This window comes from Pseudomonas sp. GL_135, assembly GCF_057834665.1.
This window is the reverse complement of record NZ_CM174408.1, coordinates 3,238,776-3,260,116: the sequence shown is the minus strand read 5'-3', so window position 1 is coordinate 3,260,116 and position 21,341 is coordinate 3,238,776. Positions and strand designations below refer to the sequence as shown.

Sequence of the window (21,341 nt, the reverse complement as noted above, 5' to 3'; positions counted from 1 at the left end):
CCCATGACTGGATACGGCACCCTTTTCGAACGCCTGGGTGGCGACGCAGGCAAGCGCGTCGGCTGGAGCCCCGAAGACTCTGCCACGGCTTCGGTGGCCGCCCATCTGGCCAAGATGCTCAGTACGCGGGCGGGCAGTGTTCAGACGCTTTCCGACTACGGGCTGCCGGATCTCAATGACATGCGCTTGAGCCTTCATGACGCTTTAACGAAGGCGCGGCTCGCCATTGAAGTCTTCATCGAAACCTACGAGCCACGCCTGAGTCGTGTCCAGGTCACCGCACTGCCCCATGACGGCGATCAGCTTCGGCTCGCCTTCCGTATCGAAGGGCTGCTGCAGGTTCAGGGCTTCAAGCGTCAGGTCACTTTCGCCGCACGCCTGGAGGGTGGCGGTCAGGTACAGGTCAACCACAGGAAAACCTGATGTCGGGAAAACCCGCCGCTCGTGGTTGCACCTGACGTCATAAGGCGCCAGCAGGCAGTGTTCCGTAACGCTCACCCTTGAATCAAGCAGCTCCACTCGAAGGTAAAACCATGTCCTTTAATCACTACTACCAAAGCGAACTCACCGCGCTTCGCCAGTTAGGTCGTCGATTCGCCGAGCGTAGCCCGGCATTGGCGCCCTTTCTGGGGCAGGCCGGTCGGGATCCGGACGTGGAGCGGTTGCTGGAAGGTTTTGCCTTTCTGACCGGACGCCTGCGCCAGAAACTCGATGACGAGCTGCCTGAGCTCACTCATTCGCTGATGCAGCTTCTCTGGCCCAACTACATGCAACCGCTGCCGGCCTTCAGCATTCTCCAGTTTGACCCGTTGAAGCTGGCCGCGCCTGCGCTGAGGGTCGAGCGCAATACGCCGGTGGACAGTGTGCCGATCGATGGCGTGCAGTGTCGCTTCCGTACCTGCTACCCAACCGACGTCCAGGCGCTGGGTCTGGTTGCGCTGACGTATTCGGTCAAGGGGGACGGCTCGCTGTTGAGCTTGCGTCTGGAAGTAAATGGCGAAGGCCATTTCGGCGAGTTGGAGTTGAGCCGGTTGCGGCTGCATTTTGCTGGCGAGCGCTACATAAGCCAGATGCTCTATCTAAGCCTGCTGCGTAATCTGGAGTGTGTCGAGCTGGTACCGCTAGACTCGGACGGCAACCCCCTGCACGGCGTCAACGGCACGCCCATGGCGTTCAGAATGCCTGGCGATCGTATCCAGCCCGTGGGTTTTGCCGAGGACGAAGCGTTGATTCCGTATCCGCTGAATACCTTCCGCGGTTATCGCTATTTGCAGGAGTACTTCGCCTTTCAGGACAAGTTCCTGTTCGTCGACGTAACCGGCCTCGACCTTCTTGCCGCATTGCCAGAAGACACGCTCAAGCAAGTGCGCGGCCTTGAATTGCGTTTCGACATTCGCAAAAGCGACGTCCAGCGACTGCGTCCCACGCTGGACAACGTGAGGCTGCATTGCACGCCGATCGTGAACCTGTTCAATCACGATGCCACGCCTATCCGCCTTGATGGCAAACAGGACGAGTACCTGCTGATGCCAGCGCTCTACGCCCCGGAAAACTGCGGCGTGTTTTCGGTCGAATCCGTGATCGGCTGGAAGCCCGGCGGCTTGGGTTACGAGACGTACGTGCCGTTCGAATCGTTCGAACATGACCCTAGTTTCGATGTGCCTGACCGCCAACCCCATTACAGCATTCGCCAGCGTTCGTCATCGCTTCACGATGGCCTCGACACCTACCTGAGCTTTGGCATCCGTCCCTCTGAAGCATCAGAAACGCTGTCGATCGAGATGATGTGCACCAACCAGAATTTGCCGCGCAAGCTCAAGTTGGGTGACATCTGCATTGCCTGCGAACAGACGCCGGAATTTCTGACCTTCCGCAACATCACCCCGGCCACAGCGTGTTACGCGCCGCCGCTGAATCAGGACTTCCTCTGGAAGTTGATCAGCAACATGTCGCTCAACTACCTGTCCCTCGCCGACGTCAATGCGTTGAAGGTGATCCTCGAAACATACGACCTGCCGCGCTATTACGACCCGCACGCCGCAAAGGTCAGTGAGCGCCTGCTGGGCGGACTCAAATCGATCCGGCATCAGCATGTCGACCGGCTGCACAGAGGGTTGCCGGTACGCGGGTTGCGCACCGAACTGACCATCGATCCTCAGGGCTATATCGGGGAGGGCGATGTGTTCGTGTTCGCCTCTGTTCTCAACGAGTTTTTCGCGCTTTACGCCAGCCTCAATTCGTATCACGAACTGCGCGTAAAAAGCACACAGGGAGAGGTGTACCAATGGACACCCCGTATGGGCCTGCAGCCCCTGCTTTGAGCGGGCTGACCCAAGGCATACGCGAATACTCGCTGTTTCAGGCCGTTTTGCTGGTCATTGAGCGACTGCGCACTGCACAGCCGCATCTTAACGATGACGACTTGTACGACCAGCTGGAATTCCAGGCCAACCCGAGCCTGGGCTTTCCGGGCAGTGATGTTGACTGTGTGGAGTTTTTTGAAGAGTCCGGGCTGATGCGTGCACGCCTGCGCTTCAACCTGCTGGGGCTTGTCGGGTCTGGATCACCCTTGCCGGCGTTCTACAGCGAGCAAGCCCTGGGTGACAGCGAGTCGGGCAATCCCACTCGCCAGTTTCTCGATCTGTTTCACCATCGCCTGCATCGGCTGATGCTGCCGATCTGGAAAAAATATCGCTACCGCGCGCGCTTTGAAAGCGGCGCGATCGATCCGTTTTCGTCGCAGTTGTTCGCGTTGATCGGACTGGGCAGCGAGGAAATTCGAAGTGCACGAGAGCTGAACTGGAAGCGACTGCTGCCGTACCTCGGTTTGCTCAGCTTGCGCGCGCATTCGGCAGCGCTGATTGAGGCGGTGCTGCGTTACTACTTCAAACACGCAGAACTGACGATTGAGCAATGCATGGAGCGTCGCGTGGAAATTCTCGAAGAGCAGCGCAACAGTCTTGGCCAAGCCAACAGCCAGCTAGGCGAGGACCTGGTGCTTGGCGAACACGTCCGCGACCGCAGTGGCAAGTTCCGCATTCATATTCGAGAGCTTGGCTGGCAGCGTTTTCACGAGTTCCTGCCGATTGGCGCGGGTTACCAGCCGCTGTGCGCATTGGTGCGATTCGCGTTGCGTGACCCGCTTGATTACGACGTTCGCCTGGCGCTGCGTCAGGACGAAATTCGCGAACTGCGCCTGGCCGAGCAGAACGCGTGTCGCTTGGGATGGACCAGTTGGCTGGGCCGCGAACGCGCGGACGGCGTGGTAACCCTGGCCAGCAAATCACTAAGGACAGCCGGATAATGAGTAACGTCAACCTGCAACAACTTATTCAGGCCCTCGACGCCGCAAGCCGTCGCGACCTGGAGCACGCCGCTGAACACTGTGTGGGACGCGGCGGTAGCAAGGTCCTTGTCGAAGATCTTTTGCTGGGCTTGCTGGAGCGCCCGCAGGGCCTGCTTTCTCGAGCGCTGCAGGATGCCGATGTGGACGCGGGTGAATTCCGCGCGGCGCTGCAGATGCGGGTGGAAAACAGCGCGTCACGCAACCCGGTATTCGCGCCGGAACTGGTGCAGTGGTTGCAGGACGCTCTGCTGGTGTCCAACCTCGAATTGGGCCAGACCCAGGTTGAGCAGGGTGCGTTAGTGCTCGCGCTGTTGCGCAACCCCATGCGTTACGCAGGCAGCCGGTATCAGGCATTGCTGGCCCGCCTGAATACGGAGCGACTGAAAGCTTTCGCCTTGTCGCAGCGGGAGCATTCCGACAGGACGAAGCCCGGTGCGGCCGACGAGTCATTGCTGGCGCGCTTCACCCATAACCTCACCCAACAAGCGCGGGACGGCAAACTCGATCCGGTGCTGTGCCGTGACGAGGCCATTCGGCAAATGGTGGATATTCTCGCCCGACGGCGGAAAAACAACCCGATTGTCGTGGGTGAGGCCGGCGTTGGGAAGACGGCGATCGTTGAAGGGCTGGCGTCGCGCATTGCCGCCGGTGAAGTGCCCCAGGCAATAAAAGGCGTTGAGCTGCTGTCGCTGGACATGGGCCTGCTGCAGGCCGGCGCCAGCGTCAAAGGGGAGTTTGAGCGTCGCCTCAAGGGAGTGATCGACGAGGTCAAAGCGTCGCCCAGGCCGATCATTTTGTTCATCGACGAGGCCCACACCCTGATCGGGGCCGGGGGGGAAGCGGGTGGTTCCGATGCAGCCAATCTGCTCAAGCCGGCACTGGCGCGCGGTGAACTGCGCACCATTGCTGCAACCACCTGGTCCGAGTACAAAAAGTATTTTGAAAAAGACCCGGCGCTCGCCCGTCGCTTTCAGCCAGTGCAGCTGCTCGAACCGACCGTTGATGAAGCGGCGACTATTCTCCGTGGCCTCGCGCAGGTCTACGAGCGAAGCCACGGCATCTATTTGCGTGACGATGCAGTGGTGGCCGCCGCCGAGTTGTCTGCTCGCTATCTGGCTGGCCGGCAGTTGCCGGACAAAGCCGTTGATGTGCTCGACACGGCGTGCGCCCGCGTTCGCATCAGCCTCGCTGCCGCGCCGCGAAGTCTTGAGCGTCTGCGCAGCGAACGGGCTGAAGGCAGCCGTCAGCGTCATGCGCTGCGACGCGACGCAGAAGCCGGTTTGCCCATTGATCTCCACGCACTGGATGCGCTGGAAGACCGTCTGCACGCTGCGGACGAAGAAAGCCATGCTCTCGAGGCTCTCTGGTCCGAACAGAAGGGGTTGGCCGAGCAACTGCTGGACCTGCGTCAGCGACTGGCGCTAGCGCGTGATCGGGCGAAGGTCGAACAGCACGTTACCGTTGAGGAAGGTACCGAAGGTGCTGCGATCGAAAACCGGTCCATCGATCAAGCGCAAAGTATCGGAGACCTGCAAGTCGAGCTCAACGAGACTCACCGCGCTTTGACTCAGGCCCAGGCCACAGAGCGGCTGGTGAGCTTCGAAGTGTGCCCTCGGCTTGTTGCCGAAGTGATCAGCGCCTGGACCGGCGTGCCCTTGGCGCAATTGGCGCGAGAACACAACGCCAGGGTCGCCAGCTTTGCCACTGACCTGGGCGCCCGCATCCGGGGTCAGGAGCCGGCTGTTCACGCCCTTGATCGTTCAATGCGCGCGACTGCTGCCGGCCTGAACAAAACTGACGCACCGGTCGGCGTATTCCTGTTGGTCGGACCGAGCGGGGTCGGCAAGACCGAGACAGCGCTGGCCCTCGCCGACTTGCTGTACGGCGGCCAGCGGTTCATCACCACCATTAACATGTCCGAGTTTCAGGAGAAGCACACCGTCTCGCGTCTGATTGGCGCGCCACCGGGTTATGTCGGTTATGGCGAGGGCGGCATGCTCACCGAAGCGGTGCGGCAGAGGCCGTATTCCGTGGTCCTGCTCGACGAAGTCGAAAAGGCTGACCCGGACGTTCTGAACCTGTTCTATCAAATCTTCGACAAGGGCGTGGCCAATGACGGGGAAGGGCGGGAGATCAACTTCCGCAACACGCTGATCCTGATGACCTCGAACCTTGGAAGCGACCTGATCAGCCACCTCTGCGCCGACGGCTCGCGTCCCTCTGCGCAGGTGCTTGAGGAGCATCTCCATCCGGTTCTCGCGCGGCATTTCAAACCGGCGTTGCTCGCACGCATGCGCGTCGTCCCGTACTACCCGGTGAGCGGGTCGGTGCTGCGTGAGCTGATCGAGATCAAACTGAAAGGTCTCGGTGAGCGTTTGAACAGCCGTCAGTTGGCGTTCACCTTTTCCGAGGCGCTGGTCGATCAACTGGCTGAACGCTGCAGCCAGGGCGACAGCGGCGCACGTCTGATCGACCACTTGCTGGAGCTTCACGTTCTGCCGCAGGTGGCTGACCGGCTGCTCGACGCCATGGCCGCAGGCCAACGTCTTACATCGGTGCACGCAACACTTGATCATGGCGGCGCCGTGACCTGCGAGTTTGCCTGAGATGGGTGCCATGTTCCTACAGGTGCCACAGCCGCTGGCTTATGCCGAAGTGTTGCTGGATCAGTTCACTCGCCTCGCACGTGCTGCAGACGATGCTGCACTGCTGGGCGGCCTTGTGCTGGGACTTGCCGAGTTGAGCGGGTGCGAGCTGACCCAGCTTTATCTGCTCGACGCGACACACACGAGTTTGGGCATGACGGCCGAGCGTCTTGAGGGCAGCGTGCAACCCCGTGGGGCACACAGCCTCCCAGCCGATTACAACGGCGAGCAACTGCTGCAGTTTGCGCTGTGCCAGAACCGCGTTGTGTGCATTGCCGATTTGCCAGGCAGCCTCCACGAAACCAGCTTCCTGCCGATCAGGGCGGCGCCCTGGCAGTCGCTGCTGTGTGTGCCCATCGTCAATGAGCAACAAACGGTCGAAGGCTTGCTCGTTTGCGCAAGCAGTCGACACCTTGAGCTACAGGCCTTTGCCGACTCCCTTGGTCGACTGGGCGCGTTCGTGCTGAGTCAACTGCACCTGCTCCACCGCTTGAGACGACGCGTCGATGATTCGCATCCGGTGCGCGTCAACGTGCCAAGCATCAGCGCCTACGGATTGATCGGCAAAAGCGCGCCAATACGTCAGACCTGTTCGATGATCAGCAAAGTCCTGCACAGCCCCTACACCGTTCTGCTGCGCGGGGAGACGGGCACCGGCAAGGAAGTGGTGGCCCGTGCCATCCATGACTATGGTCCGCGCCGCTCCCAGCCCTTTATCGTGCAGAACTGCGCGGCGCTGCCCGAAAGCCTGCTGGAAAGCGAGTTGTTCGGCTATTGCAAGGGGGCATTCACGGGGGCTCTGCGCAATCGCGCCGGGCTCTTCGACGCAGCCAACGGCGGCACCCTCTTGCTCGATGAAGTCGGCGACATGCCGATGTCGCTGCAGGCCAAGCTTCTGCGCGTACTCCAGGAGGGAGAGATCCGTCCACTGGGTTCCAACGACACGCACAAAATAGACGTACGCATCCTGGCAGCAACCCACCGGGATTTGTCAGTAATGGTCAGTGAAGGCACGTTTCGCGAGGACCTCTACTACCGCCTCTCGCAATTCCCCATCGAGCTGCCCGCCCTGCGCCAGCGCGGCGATGACATCGTTGATCTGGCCCGTCATTTTGCCGACAGGGCCTGCGCATTCCTACAACGGGACGCTCTGTGCTGGTCCGACGCAGCACTCGATCATTTGTCCGGTTATGCCTTTCCCGGCAACGTGCGCGAGCTCAAGGGGCTGGTCGAGCGCGCCGTTCTGCTGTGTGAAGGCGGCGAATTGCTTGCCGAGCATTTCACCCTGCGCGCGGATGTCGTGCCTAAACGCGCACGCCTGGACCTGCGCGAACGCCTTGAGCAGGTCGAGCGCGCCTTGCTGCTCGACTGCCTGCGCAAAAACCAAGGCAATCAGAGCCTGTCGGCGCGTGAGCTGGGCCTGCCCAGGCGCACGCTGCTGTACCGCCTTGGACGCCTCAACATCAATCTGGGTGACGTCAATGCGTAAGACAAACCGCCTTGTTCCCCGCTCGCTTTCCATAGCGCCCACTGTCGGAGCCTTGCGCTCACTTCTGGAGATCCTCTGATGTTTGCTCGTCACCGGCAAGCCGTTCTGCTGACCTTTGTTCTTCTCTGTGGCCTGTCGGGTTGCAGCGGCAATTACACGTTCAACGACAACACCTATCGCCCTCTGGGTGATCCGCAGGCGGTCAACCGCGGCAACTGACCGTAAGGAGCATCACCATGGAACTGGTTTTTGAAATGCAGAGTGCCCGGCAATTCGTGCCGGCGGACCTGTGCCAGAAGACCTTCATGCAGGCCGGTGGCGTGATCGGACGTGGCGCCGATTGTGATTGGGTCATTCCCGACCACAATCGGTATGTGTCCCACCACCACCTCACGATCAGCTACCGCGATGGCAGCTATTTTCTCACCGACACCAGCAGCAACGGCGTACTGAGTGGAGAGAGCGGGGCGCGGCTGCCCAAGGGCCAGGCCGTGCGCATCGAGCACGGCAGCCGGTATGTACTGGGCGATTTCGAGCTGCGTGCGCGATTCATGGGGGACCCGGCCTGCGTTGACGGTTTCGTGGGCCGTGCGCAGGCGGCCGGCAGCATCATCCCGGACGACTCGTTTCTGGACCTCGACCCGCTGACTGCGCTCGACCAGCAGGAGCGCGTCCACTCGGACATCGACGAGCTGATTTCGCCAGTTACCGTCATCAAGGACGGCCAACAACGCGCTGACTATGCCCGGGTGGAGATGGACAGCCTGCGCGTACCCGAGCTGGTTGCAGATCCAGCAGCACAATCCGCGGCGCCTGCTGCACCCACGCCCGCAGCGTTTGAAGTCGAGCACCAGGACGACGATTTCTGGACCCGGTTTGCCGAAGCGCTGGGCATCGAATTCGATGAGCTTGATCAGGATGCCCGGGAAACGCTGGCGCTCAATGCCGGTCGTTTACTCAGGCAGTGTGTCGGCGGGCTCCAGCAAAACCTGCACACGCGGAGCGAGCTGAAAAATGAATTGCGACTTTCCCAGACCAGCGTGCAGGGCGCTCAGCGCAACCCGCTGAAATCAGCTGTCGATGCTGGCGAAGCGCTGTCGGCGTTGTTGCGACCTGGCAAGCCCGGGCAGTTGCCGGCTGAGGGCGCGGTCACTCGAGCATTCCATGACGTGCAGGCGCACCAGGTGGCCCTGCTGGCCGCCAGTCGCGCAGCCATTCGCGCGACGCTGGAGCATTTTTCTCCGGAGCAACTCACCCTGCGGTTCGAGCGCGACAACCCGCCACTGCTCGCAACCTCCGGCAGTCGCTGGAGAGCATTTGGCCGTTATCACCAGGCGTTGCGTCAGGACAATGACTGGAGCGAGCGCCTGCTGGCGCGAGACTTCGCCCACGCCTATGAAGAGCAAATTCGTCTGATTTCCACCCTCCACACGGATCACCGGGGATGAAGCCCATGTTTCGCCGCTCAACTGTATTTCCCCATACGCTGACTGCGTTGATGGCCGTGCTGATGCTGGCAGGTTGTTCGACGTTTTCGCCGTTCTCACACCTGACCAAACTCAACCTCAGGCTCACGGCCAGTGATCAGCTGAATCCCGATCTGAATGGCCGTCCGTCACCGATTGTGGTGCGGCTGTACGAGCTCAAGCATGCGGTGGCCTTCGAGAATGCTGATTTTTTCAGCCTGTATGAACGAGCCAAAGAGTCCTTGGCCCCAGACATGGTCGCCACCGAGGAGCTTGAGCTGCGTCCGGGCGAAACGGTCGAGCTCAAGCTCAGTGTGCAGAAGGGCAGTCGCTACGTCGGCGTGGTCGCAGCGTACCGCGACCTGTCACAAAGCTCCTGGCGCTCCACGCTTTACCTCGCGCCGAAAACCGCTACCGAAGTGGATCTGACCCTTGACGACAGCGGCATTCACCCCTCACGCCAAGAGCTCGCCGAGGCGGTTGACCAGCCATGAACGCGCACAAAGTCATCTGGCAGGAGGGCATGTTGCTGCGCCCTCAGCATTTCCAACACAACGACCGCTATTACGACCACCAGCTGAAAATGCGCACTCGGTTAATGGGTGGCTACGCCTGGGGATTCCTTACGCTGGAGATCGACCTGCAGTTTCTCAACATGGGCAAACTGGTGATCAGCCATGCTTCCGGCATCTTCCCGGACGGCAGCCTGTTCGAACTGATCGGCAATACGGAGTCGTTGGCGCTTGACGTACCGCCCAATACCTGCAACATGCCTGTCTACCTGGCGTTGCCGTTGGTCACTGGCAATCTCGTGGAGGCGCGGCGACCGGAGCAGTCCGACGTGCTGGCCCGTTACACCGCCTATGAAGCGCAAGTCGCCGATTCAAACGCGGGCGATGACGCAGCGTGTCAGGTCAGCTGCGGTCGTCCGGATTTCAGATTGCTGCTGGGCGAACAGCAGAGCGATCACGCGTACGTGAAGCTGAAAATCTGCGAGGTGCTCGACACCAGCCCTGACGGCGTGGTCAGCCTCGCTCCGGATTTCATACCCACCTACCTGCAGTCCCACGCTTCCAGTTATCTGCTGTCGTGCTTGAAGGAAGTCATCAGCATGCTCAGTCACAGGGGCGACAGCATTGCCGAGCGTATTCGCTCAAGTGGCACGGTCGCCGGCACGGAAGTGGGGGATTTCATGATGCTTCAGCTGATCAATCGTGCCGAATTGCTGCTGCGTCACTACCTCGGCCTCGAACATGTGCATCCGGAAGAACTCTACCGCGCGCTGCTGACGCTGCTGGCCGATCTGGCGACCTTCTCGAGTGACAGCAAGCGCCCGCGGCTGGACAGCCGCTATCGGCACAGCAATCAAGGGGAGTGCTTTCGCAAGGTGATGGAAGCGCTTCGGCACATGCTGTCGATGGTGCTGGAACAACACGCCATTGAGCTGGTGCTGCAGCCGCGCCAATACGGCATCACTGTCTCGCCGCTGCACGATCGCACGCTGCTGGGTTCGGCCTCTTTTGTATTGGCGGCGAGTGCCCACTGCGACGCCGAGGAACTGCGCCATCGTCTGCCCGCGCATTTCAAGGTTGCACCGGTGGAGCGAATCCGCCAGTTGGTGAACCTGCACCTGCCCGGAATCAAACTCACCCCGTTACCGGTGGCGCCTCGGCAGATTGCATTCCATTCGAAAAAAACTTACTTCCTCCTCGAACTCAGCTCCGAGGACCTGGAGCAGCTCGAGCGTTCCGGCGGTTTCGCGTTCCACGTGTCCGGAGAGTTCGCCGAGCTTGAGCTCAATTTCTGGGCCATCAGGAACTGACCGCCATGATCCAAAATAACGACTACCGCCAGGACGACAAAACCGTCCTGGTCAGCCGGCACGGCCATGGCCCGGCGTCCAGGCCGATGACGGATTCCACGCCGCCGCCGCGCTTCGAGCAACTGGAAGAACGCATGGTCTACGCCGCGCGCCTGCAACCGGCGCAGACGTTCAATGTCGGCATGAACCCGCTGGTGGCAGCTGCATCGGAGTTGCTGTCCGAAGTGGTACGGCTCAAGAACGGTGACATCCCCCAGGACATGAGCGCGCTCCATGGGCATCTGGCGCAGGTGCTGAAAACCTTTGAAGCGCGCGCGCTGCACAATGGCGCCGAGAGCAGTCAGGTCGCGGGCGCCCGCTATGTGCTCTGTACTGCGCTGGATGAGGCCGTGGTAACGAGCGGCTGGGGCAATGAAAGCGAATGGTCGCAGATGAGCCTGCTGAGCCGCTTTCACCAGGAAACCTTCGGTGGCGAGAAATTCTTCCAGCTGCTGGATCGGCTCTCGAAAAACCCGGTCAAGCACCTGCCGATGCTGGAGTTGATGTACCTGTGCCTGTCTCTGGGGTTCGAGGGCCGCTACCGGGTGCAGACCCGTGGCGTGCAGGAACTCGAAAACATTCGCGACGCGGTTTACCGGCAAATTCGCCAGCTGCGGGGTGATGCGCCTCGCGAGCTGTCACCCCATTGGGAAGGCCTGAGCAATCAGCGCCGCAGCCTTGTTCGCATCGTGCCCACCTGGATGGTGGTGGGCTTCACCCTGGTCTGTCTGGTCGTGATGTATTCGGGCTTCGCCTGGGTGCTGGGTGAGCACCGCAATGCCGTTCTGCAGCCCTATCAGCCGTCTGATCAGCTTGCCGTTCACCCCCGATCGCAGCCCCAGCCCCAGCCGTAAACAGAGACGTGTGATGAAAAAACTTTTCGAGAAAACCCGCGCGCTTTTGCGTCAGACGTGGGTGTGGACGCTGCTGTTCGTATTGCTCGTGGCACTAATGATCTGGTTCTTGGGGCCGGCCCTGGCGGTTGACGACCGGAAGTTCTGGGAGGGTTCAACCTCTCGGCTGTTGACCATCAGTTCGCTGTTCCTGCTCTGGGGCCTTGCGATGGTCTATGTCAGCTGGCGCGCCGGGGAGCGCAGGAAGGCGGTCGAAGGCAGTGAAGAGGGTCAGGCACGCATCCTGCGCGATGATCAGATTGATGAGGAGCAGGCTGAACTGACGACGCGTTTCAAGGACGCGCTGAAAACGCTGAAGACCTCGAGCCTGTATCGCGGCCGCAGTGAGCACTGGCGCACCGAGCTGCCGTGGTACCTGCTGATCGGGCCCGAAGGCAGCGGCAAGACCAGCCTGCTGGACTTTTCAGGGCTCGAGTTTCCGCTCAACGGCGTCGAGCGCAAGCTCACCCGAGACACCCGGGGCACTCGCCACTGCGATTGGTATTTTGCCAACAACGCCGTACTCGTCGACACCGCAGGGCGGTACCTGACCCAGCCGAGCGCCGACATCGACCGCAGCGCCTGGTGCACGTTACTGGGTCTGCTGGGCAAATATCGCCGCAAACGTCCTCTGAACGGTGTACTCGTCACCCTCCCGGTCGACACGCTGCTCCACGCCAGTGACCCCGAACTCGAGACCCTCGCCGGACAGGTGCGTGCGCGTTTGCAGGAGCTGCGTCAAAAGCTGCACCTGGAGGTGCCGGTCTATCTGGTGCTGAGCAAGGCCGACAGCCTTGCGGGCTTCGACGCGTTTTTCGATCAACTGACCCGTGAGGAAAGCGATCAGGTCCTCGGTACCAGTTTCCGTAAAGGCCAGAGCGGCACCGATGCCGACGCACTGCGCAACGAGTTCGCCGAACTGTTGGTTCGGTTGAACAGTCAGGTCATCACTCGCATTCATCAAGAGCGTGATGCGTCGCGCCGTGGCAGCATTCTGGATTTCCCTCATCAACTCAGTCGCATCGGCGAGCGCGTATGCGTGTTCGTAGAACTGGCGTTCACAGGCAATCGCTATCAGTCGGCCAGCCAGCTGCGGGGCTTCTACCTCACCAGCGCAGCGCACCTTGATCAGGACATGCACGTGTCCGCTGTCGGCAGGGGTATGGGGCCGGGTATCAGCACAGAAACGCGGCCGACATTGGGCAGTGGGCGATCCCGATTCATCAACCACCTGCTCAGCAGAGTCATCTTTCCGGAGGCGGACCTTGCAGGCCTGGACATGCGCGAGCGTCGCCGTATCCATTGGGCACAGCGCGCACTGTATGTGGGGGCGCTGGCGTCGTTGGCGTTGTTCGGCACGCTCTGGGCCGTGAGTTTTTCCGGCAACTATGAAAGGCTCGACAGTGTGAGTGCGCTTGCCAGAGTCCGGGCCGAGCAACGGTCGGCGAACGAGGCCCCGAATGACCTGCTCGCAACGCTGAACGCTTTGGATACCCGCTATGCGGCGACCCAGGTCTTCCCTGACGAGGGAGCCGTAGGTTACCAGGTGCGTGGTGGCCTTTATCAAGGTGACGTGGTCAGTCCAGTCGTCGACACTGCCTACGAGCGCGAGCTGGAACGGCTGCTCTTGCCCCAGGTGGCGATGATGCTGGAGGGCCAGATTGCCGCCAACCTGGAGAACCGCGAAGGTTTGCTCAAAAGCCTGCGGGCCTATTTGATGATGGGCTTGAAAGACCGGCGCGATGCGGCCTGGCTCAAGGAGCGGGTCGCCGCTGACTGGTCTGAGTTGTACCCCGGCAACGTCGCCGTGCAAAACGGTCTGAACAGCCATTTCGAACGATTGCTGAAGCTGCCCTTCGTCCATGCCCTCAATGATCAACGCGTGGCGCAGGCACGGCAGGTGCTGCGCGGTGAGTCCCTGGCGAACGTCATCTACCGGATGCTGCGTGAGCAGGCGGATGCCTTGCCGGACTACAGTTTTGACCCGCACCTCGGCCCGAAGGCGGGGTTGTTCGTCGGTGCCGATTATGTGATACCGGGGTTCTACACCCGACACGGCTACGAGCAGTATTTCTCGGTGCAAGGCTCCCGGGTGGTGACCGATATCCTGCGGGACAATTGGGTACTGGGCGAAGGCGCCGACCTCAGCGACATGGACATGCGGCGTCTGATGGTCGAACTGGAACAGCTCTATTTTCGCGATTACGCCGACTACTGGGGCGAAGCGGTCAGCGCGGTCGAGCTGCCCGGGCCTTTCGATTTTTCCGACAGTGCGGAACAGCTGGCCAGCCTGACGTCGGCTCATTCTCCGGTCATCAACCTGCTCAGGGAGGTTCGAGAGAACACCCGTTTAACGCCTGTCGTTGCGCTGACAGATGCTGTCGATACCACTGCGCAGCTCGCGGAAACGGGCGCGAAGGCGGCCAAACTGGCAATCGCCGCATCCGGTAAAGCCTCTGAAGCGCTCAGTGCATCGGTACCGGTTACCGCACGCAAATCACTGCAGAACCGTTTCGATCCATTGCACCGCCTGCTTGACGACAAGGACGGCCCGGCCGCGGATCTGATCCCCGTTCTGGCCGCACTCAACGAGCTGCAAATGCAGATGGCCAGCCTCGGTCGAGCCAGTTCGCCCGAGCAGGCGGCATTTGACATGGCCAAGTCACGCATGGGCGGCCAGCGTGATGCCTTGAGCAGTGTGCGCGGTGCATCCTCTCGCCTGCCGCCTCCAGTAAGCGCGTGGTTCAACGCCTTGGCCGAGGACGCGTGGCGGCTGGTGCTTCACGACGCCTATCAGCACGTGAACCAGCACTACCAGAGTGAGGTGTACGGGTTTTACGCCAGGGCGATCAGCAAGCGCTACCCGTTCAACGCCGACAGTGCCAGCGATGTCGCGCTCAGTGATTTTCGCGAGTTCTTCAAGGTTCAGGGCGTTGCCGACCGCTTCTTCGACGGATTCCTGCGGCCGTTCGTGGTTGGCGAGAAGGGCAGCCATCGTCTGCGCAGTATTGACGGGCAAAGCCTGCCGATCTCCCGGGCGTACCTCGAGCAGATGAATGCGGCCCGGGTCATCCGGCAGGGGTTTTTCGCGGACAATCCGGGCGAGCCTCAAGTGCAGTTCAAGCTCGAGCCTCACACCCTGGACCCGTCGGTCAGTCGTTCCGAATTCAAGCTGGGTGACAAAACCCTCGAATATCGGCATGGCCCGATCGTTCCGGTGTCCTTCAAGTGGCCCACGGACGCCGAGGCCGGTCGAACAAGTCTGGTGCTCGACAGAATGGTTGGCCGACCTTTGGGCATCGAAGAAAGCACAGGGCCGTGGTCGCTGTTCCGTTTGCTGGATTCGCTGCAGCGGGAAGAACTGACCGGCCGCGACGTGCTGGTGCTGAAGGCCGATGTCGGCGGGCTGCGGGCCAGCTACCTGTTGACCAGTCAGCGCTCGCCAAACCCATTCGACATGACCGTGCTGCGCAGCTTCCGCATGCCGGCACAACTGTGATGGCGATTGCCGGCCCCTGGCGCAGCGCTGCCCGGACCCACAGCGGCAAGGTCAGGGCACGCAACGAAGATGCATTTCTGGCGCGTCCCGAGCAGGGACTGTGGGTGGTCGCCGATGGCATGGGCGGGCATCAGGGAGGTGATATCGCCAGCCAGATGATCGTCGCCAGTCTGGCGGAGCTCCCCGTCCATGAAGATTTCGATGACCGGCTCATCCGCATTCGACAATGCCTGCACTGGCTGAACCGTCGATTGGGCCAGGAGCTGACTGTCAGCGCAGCCCGACACGACAACATCATCGGCAGCACCGTGGTTGCGCTCCTGGCAGAGGAAAACCGGGCGGCGTGCGTCTGGGCGGGTGATAGTCGCTGCTATTTGTGGCGCGGTCAGCGCTTGTATCAGCTGTCCCGGGACCACTCGCTGCAACAGCAATTGATCGACGAACAACAGATGAACGCTCGGCAGGCCCAGGCGCATCCCGGCGCGCACGCCTTGACCCGCGCAGTGGGCGCTGCCGAGCAACTGACGCTGGAGGTGCTGGAACTTGAGGTGTTTCCGGGCGATGCCTTCTTGCTGTGCAGCGACGGTTTGTACCAAGGGTTGAGCAGTGATGCATTGGGCCACGCGTTGAACCACGCGCTGCCGGAAACAGCGCTCAAGCGTCTGTTCGATGACGCGTTGCGCGGCGCCGCCCGGGATAACCTGACTGCCGTGGTGATTCGCGGATGACCGATCCCGTGCACTCGAACCCGGACGGGCAGGCAGTGATTGATTCTCCCCGCGATGAACCGCCTGCCGACCTCACCTATTTCGCCTTTGCCCCCTCTGAGAAACCTGAACCGGCTCGGGTGCTCACTTCAGCCGGACTGAGCGCAATGCCCGATATTCTGGCAAATCGTTATCGCATCGAGCGCCTGCTCGGTGCCGGCGGTATGGGCGCGGTCTACCGCGCGCGCGATCTGCTGGCCGAGCAATACGGAGATCCCGATCCTTACGTCGCGCTCAAAGTCCTCAACCCAGACTTCGTCGAGTCGCCGGACGCCAGCGCGGTGCTCTACAGCGAGTTCTGCCTGACCCGATACCTGCGCCATGACAACGTGCTGCGTGTACATGGGTTTCACGTCGACACCTCATGCCAGCGGGCCTTCATCACAATGGAACTCATGCGAGGCCTGACGCTGGACAAATTACTCTGCGAGCGGCCGCTGGGACTGCCGTGGAAAGAGCTGCGGGAGATCGTTGTGCCGCTGTTGGACGCACTGGCATACGCCCACGCTCGCGGCGTCGTTCACGGCGACATCAAACCCAGCAACATCATGCTCAGTGAAGAGGGCGTGCGGCTGTTCGACTTTGGGCTCGGAAGGGCCGAGGAGGGCGTTCTCTCCAGCCTGCCGCACCTGAGCCGCGAGCGTTTCAACGCCTGGACCCCGGGCTATGCCTCACCTGAACTCCTTGAAGACCGGCAGCTTTCGGCTTGCGCTGACATCTACGCGGTGGCGTGTGTGATCTACGAGCTCGCTAGCGGCAAACATCCCTTTCGCCACCTGCCCTCGACCCAGGCCCGTGATGAGCATCTCGACTGCGGGTTGCAGGTGCCAGCCTGTTTACCAAACCCTTGCTGGCCGGCCTTGCGAACCGCGCTCGCTTTTGACGCCGGTGCACGCGCGACAACGGCCGGGCAGATGCGTCACGCCTTCGTCTCCCCATCGTCCTGGCCATGGGTCGGGAAAATCCCCAAGCCCTGGTGAGGCTGTCACTGGTGCAGTGTGAGACCCAGCGCCTTCCCGGCTAAAGCCGGTCCTACCAAGAGCTCGTGGAGTTGTCGCGGTCACCTGTGGCTTAAATCCGCCCGAGTTTTTCCAGCGCCGCATCCGCCAGGAACGAAGACCGGCTTTTGACGTTGTGGTCGCGAACATAACGGTCGATCCGCTGTATGACAAATCCCGGCAAGGTGACATTGACCTTCTCGGTCTTGCCCAGATAAGGGGTAATGTCGATCTCGACCATACCCCAGCCCATGCGTACGAAGTCGTCATGACCGTGATAAGCCCGAGCAGACGACGGCATGGGCACGGGTTGACCGTCGGCAACCAGCTCTTCAAGGCAGATGTGGGCAATTTCGACCGCCGCGTTGTAAGCCTCTTCAAACGTGTCACCAGCCGTCACCGCGCCGGGAATGTCCGGAATCTGTATGCCGATGGCCGTCGTATCGTCGCCCCATTCAATGGCGATTGGATATTGCATGGTGCGCTCCTGCATTGGGATTGATTGGGTTTCAAAAAGGTGCAACGAACCCCGCATCCTGTCACCGCGCCATGAAAGCCGCCAGCTCCTCGGGCGCGCCGTTCGGAAACGCTCGTCTCAGATAATCGAGAAACGCCGAGACCCGCGCGCTCAATAATCGTCGCGACGGATACAGGGCCCACAGTGCGACTGGCGTTGCGTCGATGTCGCCCCAGTGCACCAGCGTTCCATTGCGCAGGTCCTGACCCACCAGTGACACCGGTAAGCGGCCGGCGCCTACGCCCGCCAACACAGCGTCGCGGACCATGACCAGCGAAGACAGACTCAGCACCGGGTCTATTGCCATAGCGGTTTGGCCTTTGGGAGTTGCTACAGCCCACACGCGCTGACGGTCGCCGGGCCCTCTTGTCACCGCCGCTACCGGTACGTCCGGCTTGGGGCTGGCAAGGTGTGGACTCGCGACGACGACCAGTCGGTCGTGCAGAAAGATGCGACCGATCAGGCTTTCGTCGACCTCCGGATTGACGCGAATCACCAGGTCATAACCTTCTTCGATCATGTCGACAGCGCGATCTTCCGTCGTCACCTCGAGCCGTACTTCCGGATGCTCAAGGGCAAAGCCTGCTGCCAGCTTGCCCATGGCGGTCTGGGCAAAGAACAGTGGGGCGCTGATGCGCAATTTACCCCGTGGTCGCGCTCCGCCGGACGCGATCGCCGCAGCCGTCTCATCGAGCTCGGTCAGTAGCGCTCCCGTGCGTTCAAACAGCGCGCGGCCTTCCTCGGTGAGCTTTAGGGTACGCCCGCCGCGCTCGAACAGGCGCAAATCCAGGCTGCGCTCCAGCTCTGCAACCCGACGTGACAACGTTGCTTTGGGCCGCTCGGCGGCACGTGCCGCGCGGCCGAACCCGCCATGCCGGGCGACGAGATTGAAATCAGCAAGGGCAAGCAAATCCATGGTTCACCTGAAAACAAAGCAACGGTTGCGAATGAGCGATAGCGCCGGCCGCCGAGCGACAGGGCTGATGCTGGAATGAGACTGTTCCATACATGGAACGCCGTGTCTAATATCGGCGTCTAGCGGTTCATTCATGATCCACCGATAGTGGCGTCTCCAGTTAAATCCACCACGGTGAACCACCATGACTATCCTCGTAACGGGCGCTACCGGCCGAGTTGGCAGCAAAGTCGTTGAACAGCTCCTCAAGCGCGATGCCCACGTACGTGTCCTTGTACGTGACCCTTCGAGCACACATTTCCCCACGCAAGTGGACGTCGTCCAGGGCGAAATGCTCGACATCGAATCCCTTCGTCGTGCGTTCGTGGGGGTTTCCACGTTCTTCCTGCTCAACGCCGTAGCGGCCGATGAGTTCACCCAGGCGCTGATCGCGCTCAATATCGCGAGGGAGGCCGGCGTCAACCGCGTGGTTTACCTCTCGGTTATTCACGCCGACCGCTTCGTCGACGTGCCGCATTTCGCGGTGAAATCAGGCGCTGAGCGGATGATTGAGCAAATGGGCTTCAATGCCACGATCCTGCGTCCGAGCTACTTCATCGACAACGACGAAATGGTCAAGGAAGCCATCTTCGAGCACGGTGTCTATCCGATGCCGATTGGCAGCAAGGGCCTGGCCATGGTCGATGCCCGGGACATCGCCGAAGTGGCGGCCATCGAGCTGTTGCGGCGCGATCAGACCTCGGACGACCTGCCCAACGGAGTCATCAATCTGGTTGGCCCGGATACGCTGACGGGCGAGGGGGTTGCCGCGATCTGGACGCAAGTCCTCGGACGTCCGGTCGTTTACGGGGGCGATGATCCGTCGGGTTTCGAGCAAAACGTCGCGACGTTCATGCCCACGTGGATGGCCTATGAGATGCGCCTCATGGCCCAGCGTTTTGTCAGCGACGGAATGATTCCGGAAACCGGCGATGTGGCACGCCTGACGCAAATCCTGGGACGCAAGCTTCATTCCTACCGAGACTTCGCGACCCGATTGGCGCGGCGGGTCTGACCAGGCGGTCAACGATAGGCTGCTGGACGACGTTGATCGGCATTTCGCTGGCCGTACCCTCGGTAGCTTCTGCATCAAGCGCGGCGCCGTACTCATGGAACCTCGCTGAGATGATTGGAATAGAGCCATCTCACGAAAAAAATGTGTTTATTTTCATCCACAACCTGCGATACCCGAGCGCCCAGTTCCTCTACCCCGCAGACGATACAACCGGGCACGTTGTCGCACCTTTAGCAACGTTGGCCGGTTGTGATTAATCGTTTCATCTGGCATAAAAAGCGGGCTACGGGCTCGAAAATCTAGAAAAACATAGATTAATGGGTCGACGATAGCGGCTGCACATCCGACCCCCGCGCGCTACTCGTCAAGCCAGTTTTGCTCGCTGCCCGAAGCGGAAATCTGTGCCACCCCCTCTGCCTTTCAACCTCATCGAGGCCACTCATTGGCGCGCCCAAGCGTCCTGCATCAAAAAGGAACGGAAAATTGAGCGATCAATCCACTCCGAACACTCCACTCTCACGATTCTGCGACAAAGTAGGCATTCCCTATCCCATGTTCTGGGGCTTTGTCGGCCTGCTGATCTTCATGATCGGCGATGGCGTAGAACTCGGTTACCTTTCGCCCTTCCTCAGCGAACGCGGCATGCCCGGCGATGAAGTCGCCATGATCTTCACCCTCTATGGCGTCACGGTCGGGATTTCATCCTGGCTCGCCGGCGCGCTCTCCAACATCTGGGGCCCGAAACGGGTGATGTTCCTGGGCTTGGTCATCTGGAGTGTGTTTGAGGTGCTCTTCCTGATCTATGGACTGCAGGACCTGAGCTACTCAATGATTCTGCTGACCTACGGCCTGCGCGGCTTCGGCTATCCATTGTTCGCTTACGGCTTTCTGGTATGGATCGCCGCGTCCACGCCCTCTCGCAAAATGGGCATGGCCGTGGGCTGGTTCTGGGTGGCTTACGCGGCGGGCCTGCCGATGCTGGGCTCTCTGGTGGCAAGTGTCGCTATCCCGCTGATCGGCGCATTGCAGACCTTCTGGCTGTCCTTTGCACTGGTGGTGGTCGGCGGCGCGATTGGTCTGATCGGGATGCGTGAAGCCCACGGCATGCGTCGGCTGGCGCCCGAGGGTGAGCGGCCGCTCGTGTCGATGGCCAAGAACATCACCATCATGTGGACGCGTCCCAAAGTGTCGCTGGCCGGTATCGTTCGGGTGATCAACACCTCGTCGATGTTCGGTTTTCTGGTGGTCATGCCCGGGTTCTTTATGCACACCGTCGGGTTCACGCTAGAAGAATGGCTGCGCCTGCTGACCATCGTCTTCGTGTTCAACATCATCGGTAATCTGGGCTCTAGCGTGATCAGCACGAAGATCGGTTATCGCAACACGATCCTGTGGTTTGGCGCGGTGGGCAGCACGATCAGCACCCCGTTGTTCTTCTTCATGCCGCAGGCGTTTCCCCACGACTTCCTGATCGCCTCGATCTTCGGCGCCTTCTACGGCCTGACATTGGCGTGTTTCGTGCCGCTCTCGGCGCTCGCACCCGCATTGGCGCCGAACAACAAGGCCGCTGCATTGTCGGTGTTGAGCCTCGGGGCAGGGGCGTCGACCTGGGTGGGCCCGGCGGTGGTCGCGATCTTCAATGACAGTTACGGGATTGAAGGCGTGGTCTGGGCCTTTTGCGGGCTGTACGCGCTGAGTGCCGTGCTGACCGTCTTCCTGAAAGATCCGGAGCCCGTGCATGACCCGATCCTGATCAAGATCAAACGCCGGATCAAAGTGTTCGCGCCGCGTCTGGATTATCGTTGGGCCCATGCCGAAGACCCGAACAAAAACGTAAGCTGAGTCCGGTGGTCGCGCGGCGCGACAGTCATGCAACGGTCGACTGCCGCG

Annotated in this window: 17 protein-coding genes; 15 read left to right on the top strand and 2 right to left on the bottom strand. The window is 61.0% G+C overall.

Features of this window, described 5'->3' with window-relative positions:
* Positions 1 to 3 precede the first annotated feature (3 nt).
* The 13 genes from tssE to AC3ISG_RS14325 all read left to right on the top strand — a co-directional run bounded on the left by tssE (position 4) and on the right by AC3ISG_RS14325 (position 16,946).
* Complete coding sequence (tssE, locus tag AC3ISG_RS14385) at positions 4 to 423, top strand: type VI secretion system baseplate subunit TssE (RefSeq protein ID WP_489297269.1); 420 nt, start codon at positions 4 to 6, stop codon at positions 421 to 423.
* 110 nt (positions 424 to 533) lie between these two features.
* Complete coding sequence (tssF, locus tag AC3ISG_RS14380; RefSeq protein WP_489297268.1) at positions 534 to 2,321, top strand: type VI secretion system baseplate subunit TssF; 1,788 nt, start codon at positions 534 to 536, stop codon at positions 2,319 to 2,321.
* Positions 2,285 to 3,304 (top strand): type VI secretion system baseplate subunit TssG, encoded by a 1,020-nt coding sequence (gene tssG / locus AC3ISG_RS14375; protein ID WP_489297267.1) that lies wholly within the window; start codon positions 2,285 to 2,287, stop codon positions 3,302 to 3,304. Before tssF ends, tssG begins: the two co-directional genes overlap by 37 nt.
* Positions 3,304 to 5,952 (top strand): type VI secretion system ATPase TssH, encoded by a 2,649-nt coding sequence (gene tssH, locus AC3ISG_RS14370; RefSeq protein WP_489297266.1) that lies wholly within the window; start codon positions 3,304 to 3,306, stop codon positions 5,950 to 5,952. The genes tssG and tssH overlap by 1 nt, the downstream gene beginning before the upstream one ends.
* Before the next feature lie 10 nt (positions 5,953 to 5,962).
* Positions 5,963 to 7,480: a sigma-54 interaction domain-containing protein gene (locus AC3ISG_RS14365; RefSeq protein ID WP_489297265.1), complete on the top strand. Its 1,518-nt coding sequence runs from the start codon at positions 5,963 to 5,965 to the stop codon at positions 7,478 to 7,480.
* A gap of 78 nt (positions 7,481 to 7,558) precedes the next feature.
* Entirely contained in the window at positions 7,559 to 7,699 is a 141-nt protein-coding gene (locus AC3ISG_RS14360; RefSeq protein ID WP_122623836.1) for a type VI secretion protein, read from the top strand.
* A gap of 17 nt (positions 7,700 to 7,716) precedes the next feature.
* The gene (tagH, locus tag AC3ISG_RS14355; RefSeq protein ID WP_489297264.1) at positions 7,717 to 8,928 is read left to right on the top strand and encodes a type VI secretion system-associated FHA domain protein TagH; all 1,212 of its coding nucleotides are present in this window, start codon (positions 7,717 to 7,719) and stop codon (positions 8,926 to 8,928) included.
* A gap of 5 nt (positions 8,929 to 8,933) precedes the next feature.
* Positions 8,934 to 9,440 (top strand): type VI secretion system lipoprotein TssJ, encoded by a 507-nt coding sequence (gene tssJ, locus AC3ISG_RS14350; protein ID WP_122623914.1) that lies wholly within the window; start codon positions 8,934 to 8,936, stop codon positions 9,438 to 9,440.
* Positions 9,437 to 10,768: a type VI secretion system baseplate subunit TssK gene (gene tssK, locus AC3ISG_RS14345; RefSeq protein WP_122623838.1), complete on the top strand. Its 1,332-nt coding sequence runs from the start codon at positions 9,437 to 9,439 to the stop codon at positions 10,766 to 10,768. Before tssJ ends, tssK begins: the two co-directional genes overlap by 4 nt.
* A 5-nt stretch (positions 10,769 to 10,773) precedes the next feature.
* Entirely contained in the window at positions 10,774 to 11,661 is an 888-nt protein-coding gene (icmH, locus tag AC3ISG_RS14340) for a type IVB secretion system protein IcmH/DotU (protein WP_489297263.1), read from the top strand.
* A 13-nt stretch (positions 11,662 to 11,674) separates the two neighbouring features.
* Complete coding sequence (gene tssM, locus AC3ISG_RS14335) at positions 11,675 to 15,199, top strand: type VI secretion system membrane subunit TssM (protein WP_489297262.1); 3,525 nt, start codon at positions 11,675 to 11,677, stop codon at positions 15,197 to 15,199.
* Entirely contained in the window at positions 15,199 to 15,927 is a 729-nt protein-coding gene (locus AC3ISG_RS14330) for a PP2C family protein-serine/threonine phosphatase (RefSeq protein ID WP_122623840.1), read from the top strand. Before tssM ends, AC3ISG_RS14330 begins: the two co-directional genes overlap by 1 nt.
* Positions 15,924 to 16,946 (top strand): serine/threonine-protein kinase, encoded by a 1,023-nt coding sequence (locus tag AC3ISG_RS14325; protein ID WP_489297261.1) that lies wholly within the window; start codon positions 15,924 to 15,926, stop codon positions 16,944 to 16,946. Before AC3ISG_RS14330 ends, AC3ISG_RS14325 begins: the two co-directional genes overlap by 4 nt.
* Positions 16,947 to 17,037: 91 nt before the next feature.
* On the opposite strand, the gene AC3ISG_RS14320 is transcribed toward AC3ISG_RS14325, so the two are convergent.
* Both AC3ISG_RS14320 and AC3ISG_RS14315 read right to left on the bottom strand, forming a co-directional pair.
* The gene (locus AC3ISG_RS14320; RefSeq protein WP_489297260.1) at positions 17,038 to 17,442 is read right to left on the bottom strand and encodes a type II toxin-antitoxin system HicB family antitoxin; all 405 of its coding nucleotides are present in this window, start codon (positions 17,440 to 17,442) and stop codon (positions 17,038 to 17,040) included.
* Between the two features lie 61 nt (positions 17,443 to 17,503).
* Positions 17,504 to 18,397, bottom strand: a complete 894-nt coding sequence (locus AC3ISG_RS14315; RefSeq protein ID WP_489297259.1) for a LysR family transcriptional regulator — start codon at positions 18,395 to 18,397, stop codon at positions 17,504 to 17,506.
* 184 nt (positions 18,398 to 18,581) lie between these two features.
* On the opposite strand from AC3ISG_RS14315, the gene AC3ISG_RS14310 reads away from it, so the two are divergent.
* Together AC3ISG_RS14310 and AC3ISG_RS14305 are read left to right on the top strand one after the other, a co-directional pair.
* Positions 18,582 to 19,451, top strand: coding sequence for an SDR family oxidoreductase (locus AC3ISG_RS14310; RefSeq protein WP_489297258.1), 870 nt, complete (start codon positions 18,582 to 18,584; stop codon positions 19,449 to 19,451).
* Positions 19,452 to 19,934: 483 nt separating this feature from the next.
* On the top strand, positions 19,935 to 21,293 hold the full coding sequence (locus AC3ISG_RS14305; RefSeq protein ID WP_489297257.1) for an MFS transporter: 1,359 nt from the start codon (positions 19,935 to 19,937) through the stop codon (positions 21,291 to 21,293).
* Positions 21,294 to 21,341 lie beyond the last annotated feature (48 nt).

Excerpts from the sequence above, each read along its gene's own strand:
- AC3ISG_RS14360 (WP_122623836.1), top strand. The coding sequence starts at position 7,559 with ATGTTTGCTCGTCACCGGCAAGCCGTTCTGCTGACCTTTGTTCTTCTC.
- tssK (WP_122623838.1), top strand. The coding sequence starts at position 9,437 with ATGAACGCGCACAAAGTCATCTGGCAGGAGGGCATGTTGCTGCGCCCT.
- tssE (WP_489297269.1), top strand. The coding sequence starts at position 4 with ATGACTGGATACGGCACCCTTTTCGAACGCCTGGGTGGCGACGCAGGC.
- icmH (WP_489297263.1), top strand. The coding sequence starts at position 10,774 with ATGATCCAAAATAACGACTACCGCCAGGACGACAAAACCGTCCTGGTC.
- AC3ISG_RS14365 (WP_489297265.1), top strand. The coding sequence starts at position 5,963 with ATGTTCCTACAGGTGCCACAGCCGCTGGCTTATGCCGAAGTGTTGCTG.
- tagH (WP_489297264.1), top strand. The coding sequence starts at position 7,717 with ATGGAACTGGTTTTTGAAATGCAGAGTGCCCGGCAATTCGTGCCGGCG.
- AC3ISG_RS14325 (WP_489297261.1), top strand. The coding sequence starts at position 15,924 with ATGACCGATCCCGTGCACTCGAACCCGGACGGGCAGGCAGTGATTGAT.
- AC3ISG_RS14310 (WP_489297258.1), top strand. The coding sequence starts at position 18,582 with ATGACTATCCTCGTAACGGGCGCTACCGGCCGAGTTGGCAGCAAAGTC.
- tssF (WP_489297268.1), top strand. The coding sequence starts at position 534 with ATGTCCTTTAATCACTACTACCAAAGCGAACTCACCGCGCTTCGCCAG.
- tssJ (WP_122623914.1), top strand. The coding sequence starts at position 8,934 with ATGTTTCGCCGCTCAACTGTATTTCCCCATACGCTGACTGCGTTGATG.
- AC3ISG_RS14315 (WP_489297259.1), bottom strand. The coding sequence starts at position 18,397 with ATGGATTTGCTTGCCCTTGCTGATTTCAATCTCGTCGCCCGGCATGGC.
- tssG (WP_489297267.1), top strand. The coding sequence starts at position 2,285 with ATGGACACCCCGTATGGGCCTGCAGCCCCTGCTTTGAGCGGGCTGACC.
- AC3ISG_RS14330 (WP_122623840.1), top strand. The coding sequence starts at position 15,199 with ATGGCGATTGCCGGCCCCTGGCGCAGCGCTGCCCGGACCCACAGCGGC.
- AC3ISG_RS14320 (WP_489297260.1), bottom strand. The coding sequence starts at position 17,442 with ATGCAATATCCAATCGCCATTGAATGGGGCGACGATACGACGGCCATC.
- tssH (WP_489297266.1), top strand. The coding sequence starts at position 3,304 with ATGAGTAACGTCAACCTGCAACAACTTATTCAGGCCCTCGACGCCGCA.
- tssM (WP_489297262.1), top strand. The coding sequence starts at position 11,675 with ATGAAAAAACTTTTCGAGAAAACCCGCGCGCTTTTGCGTCAGACGTGG.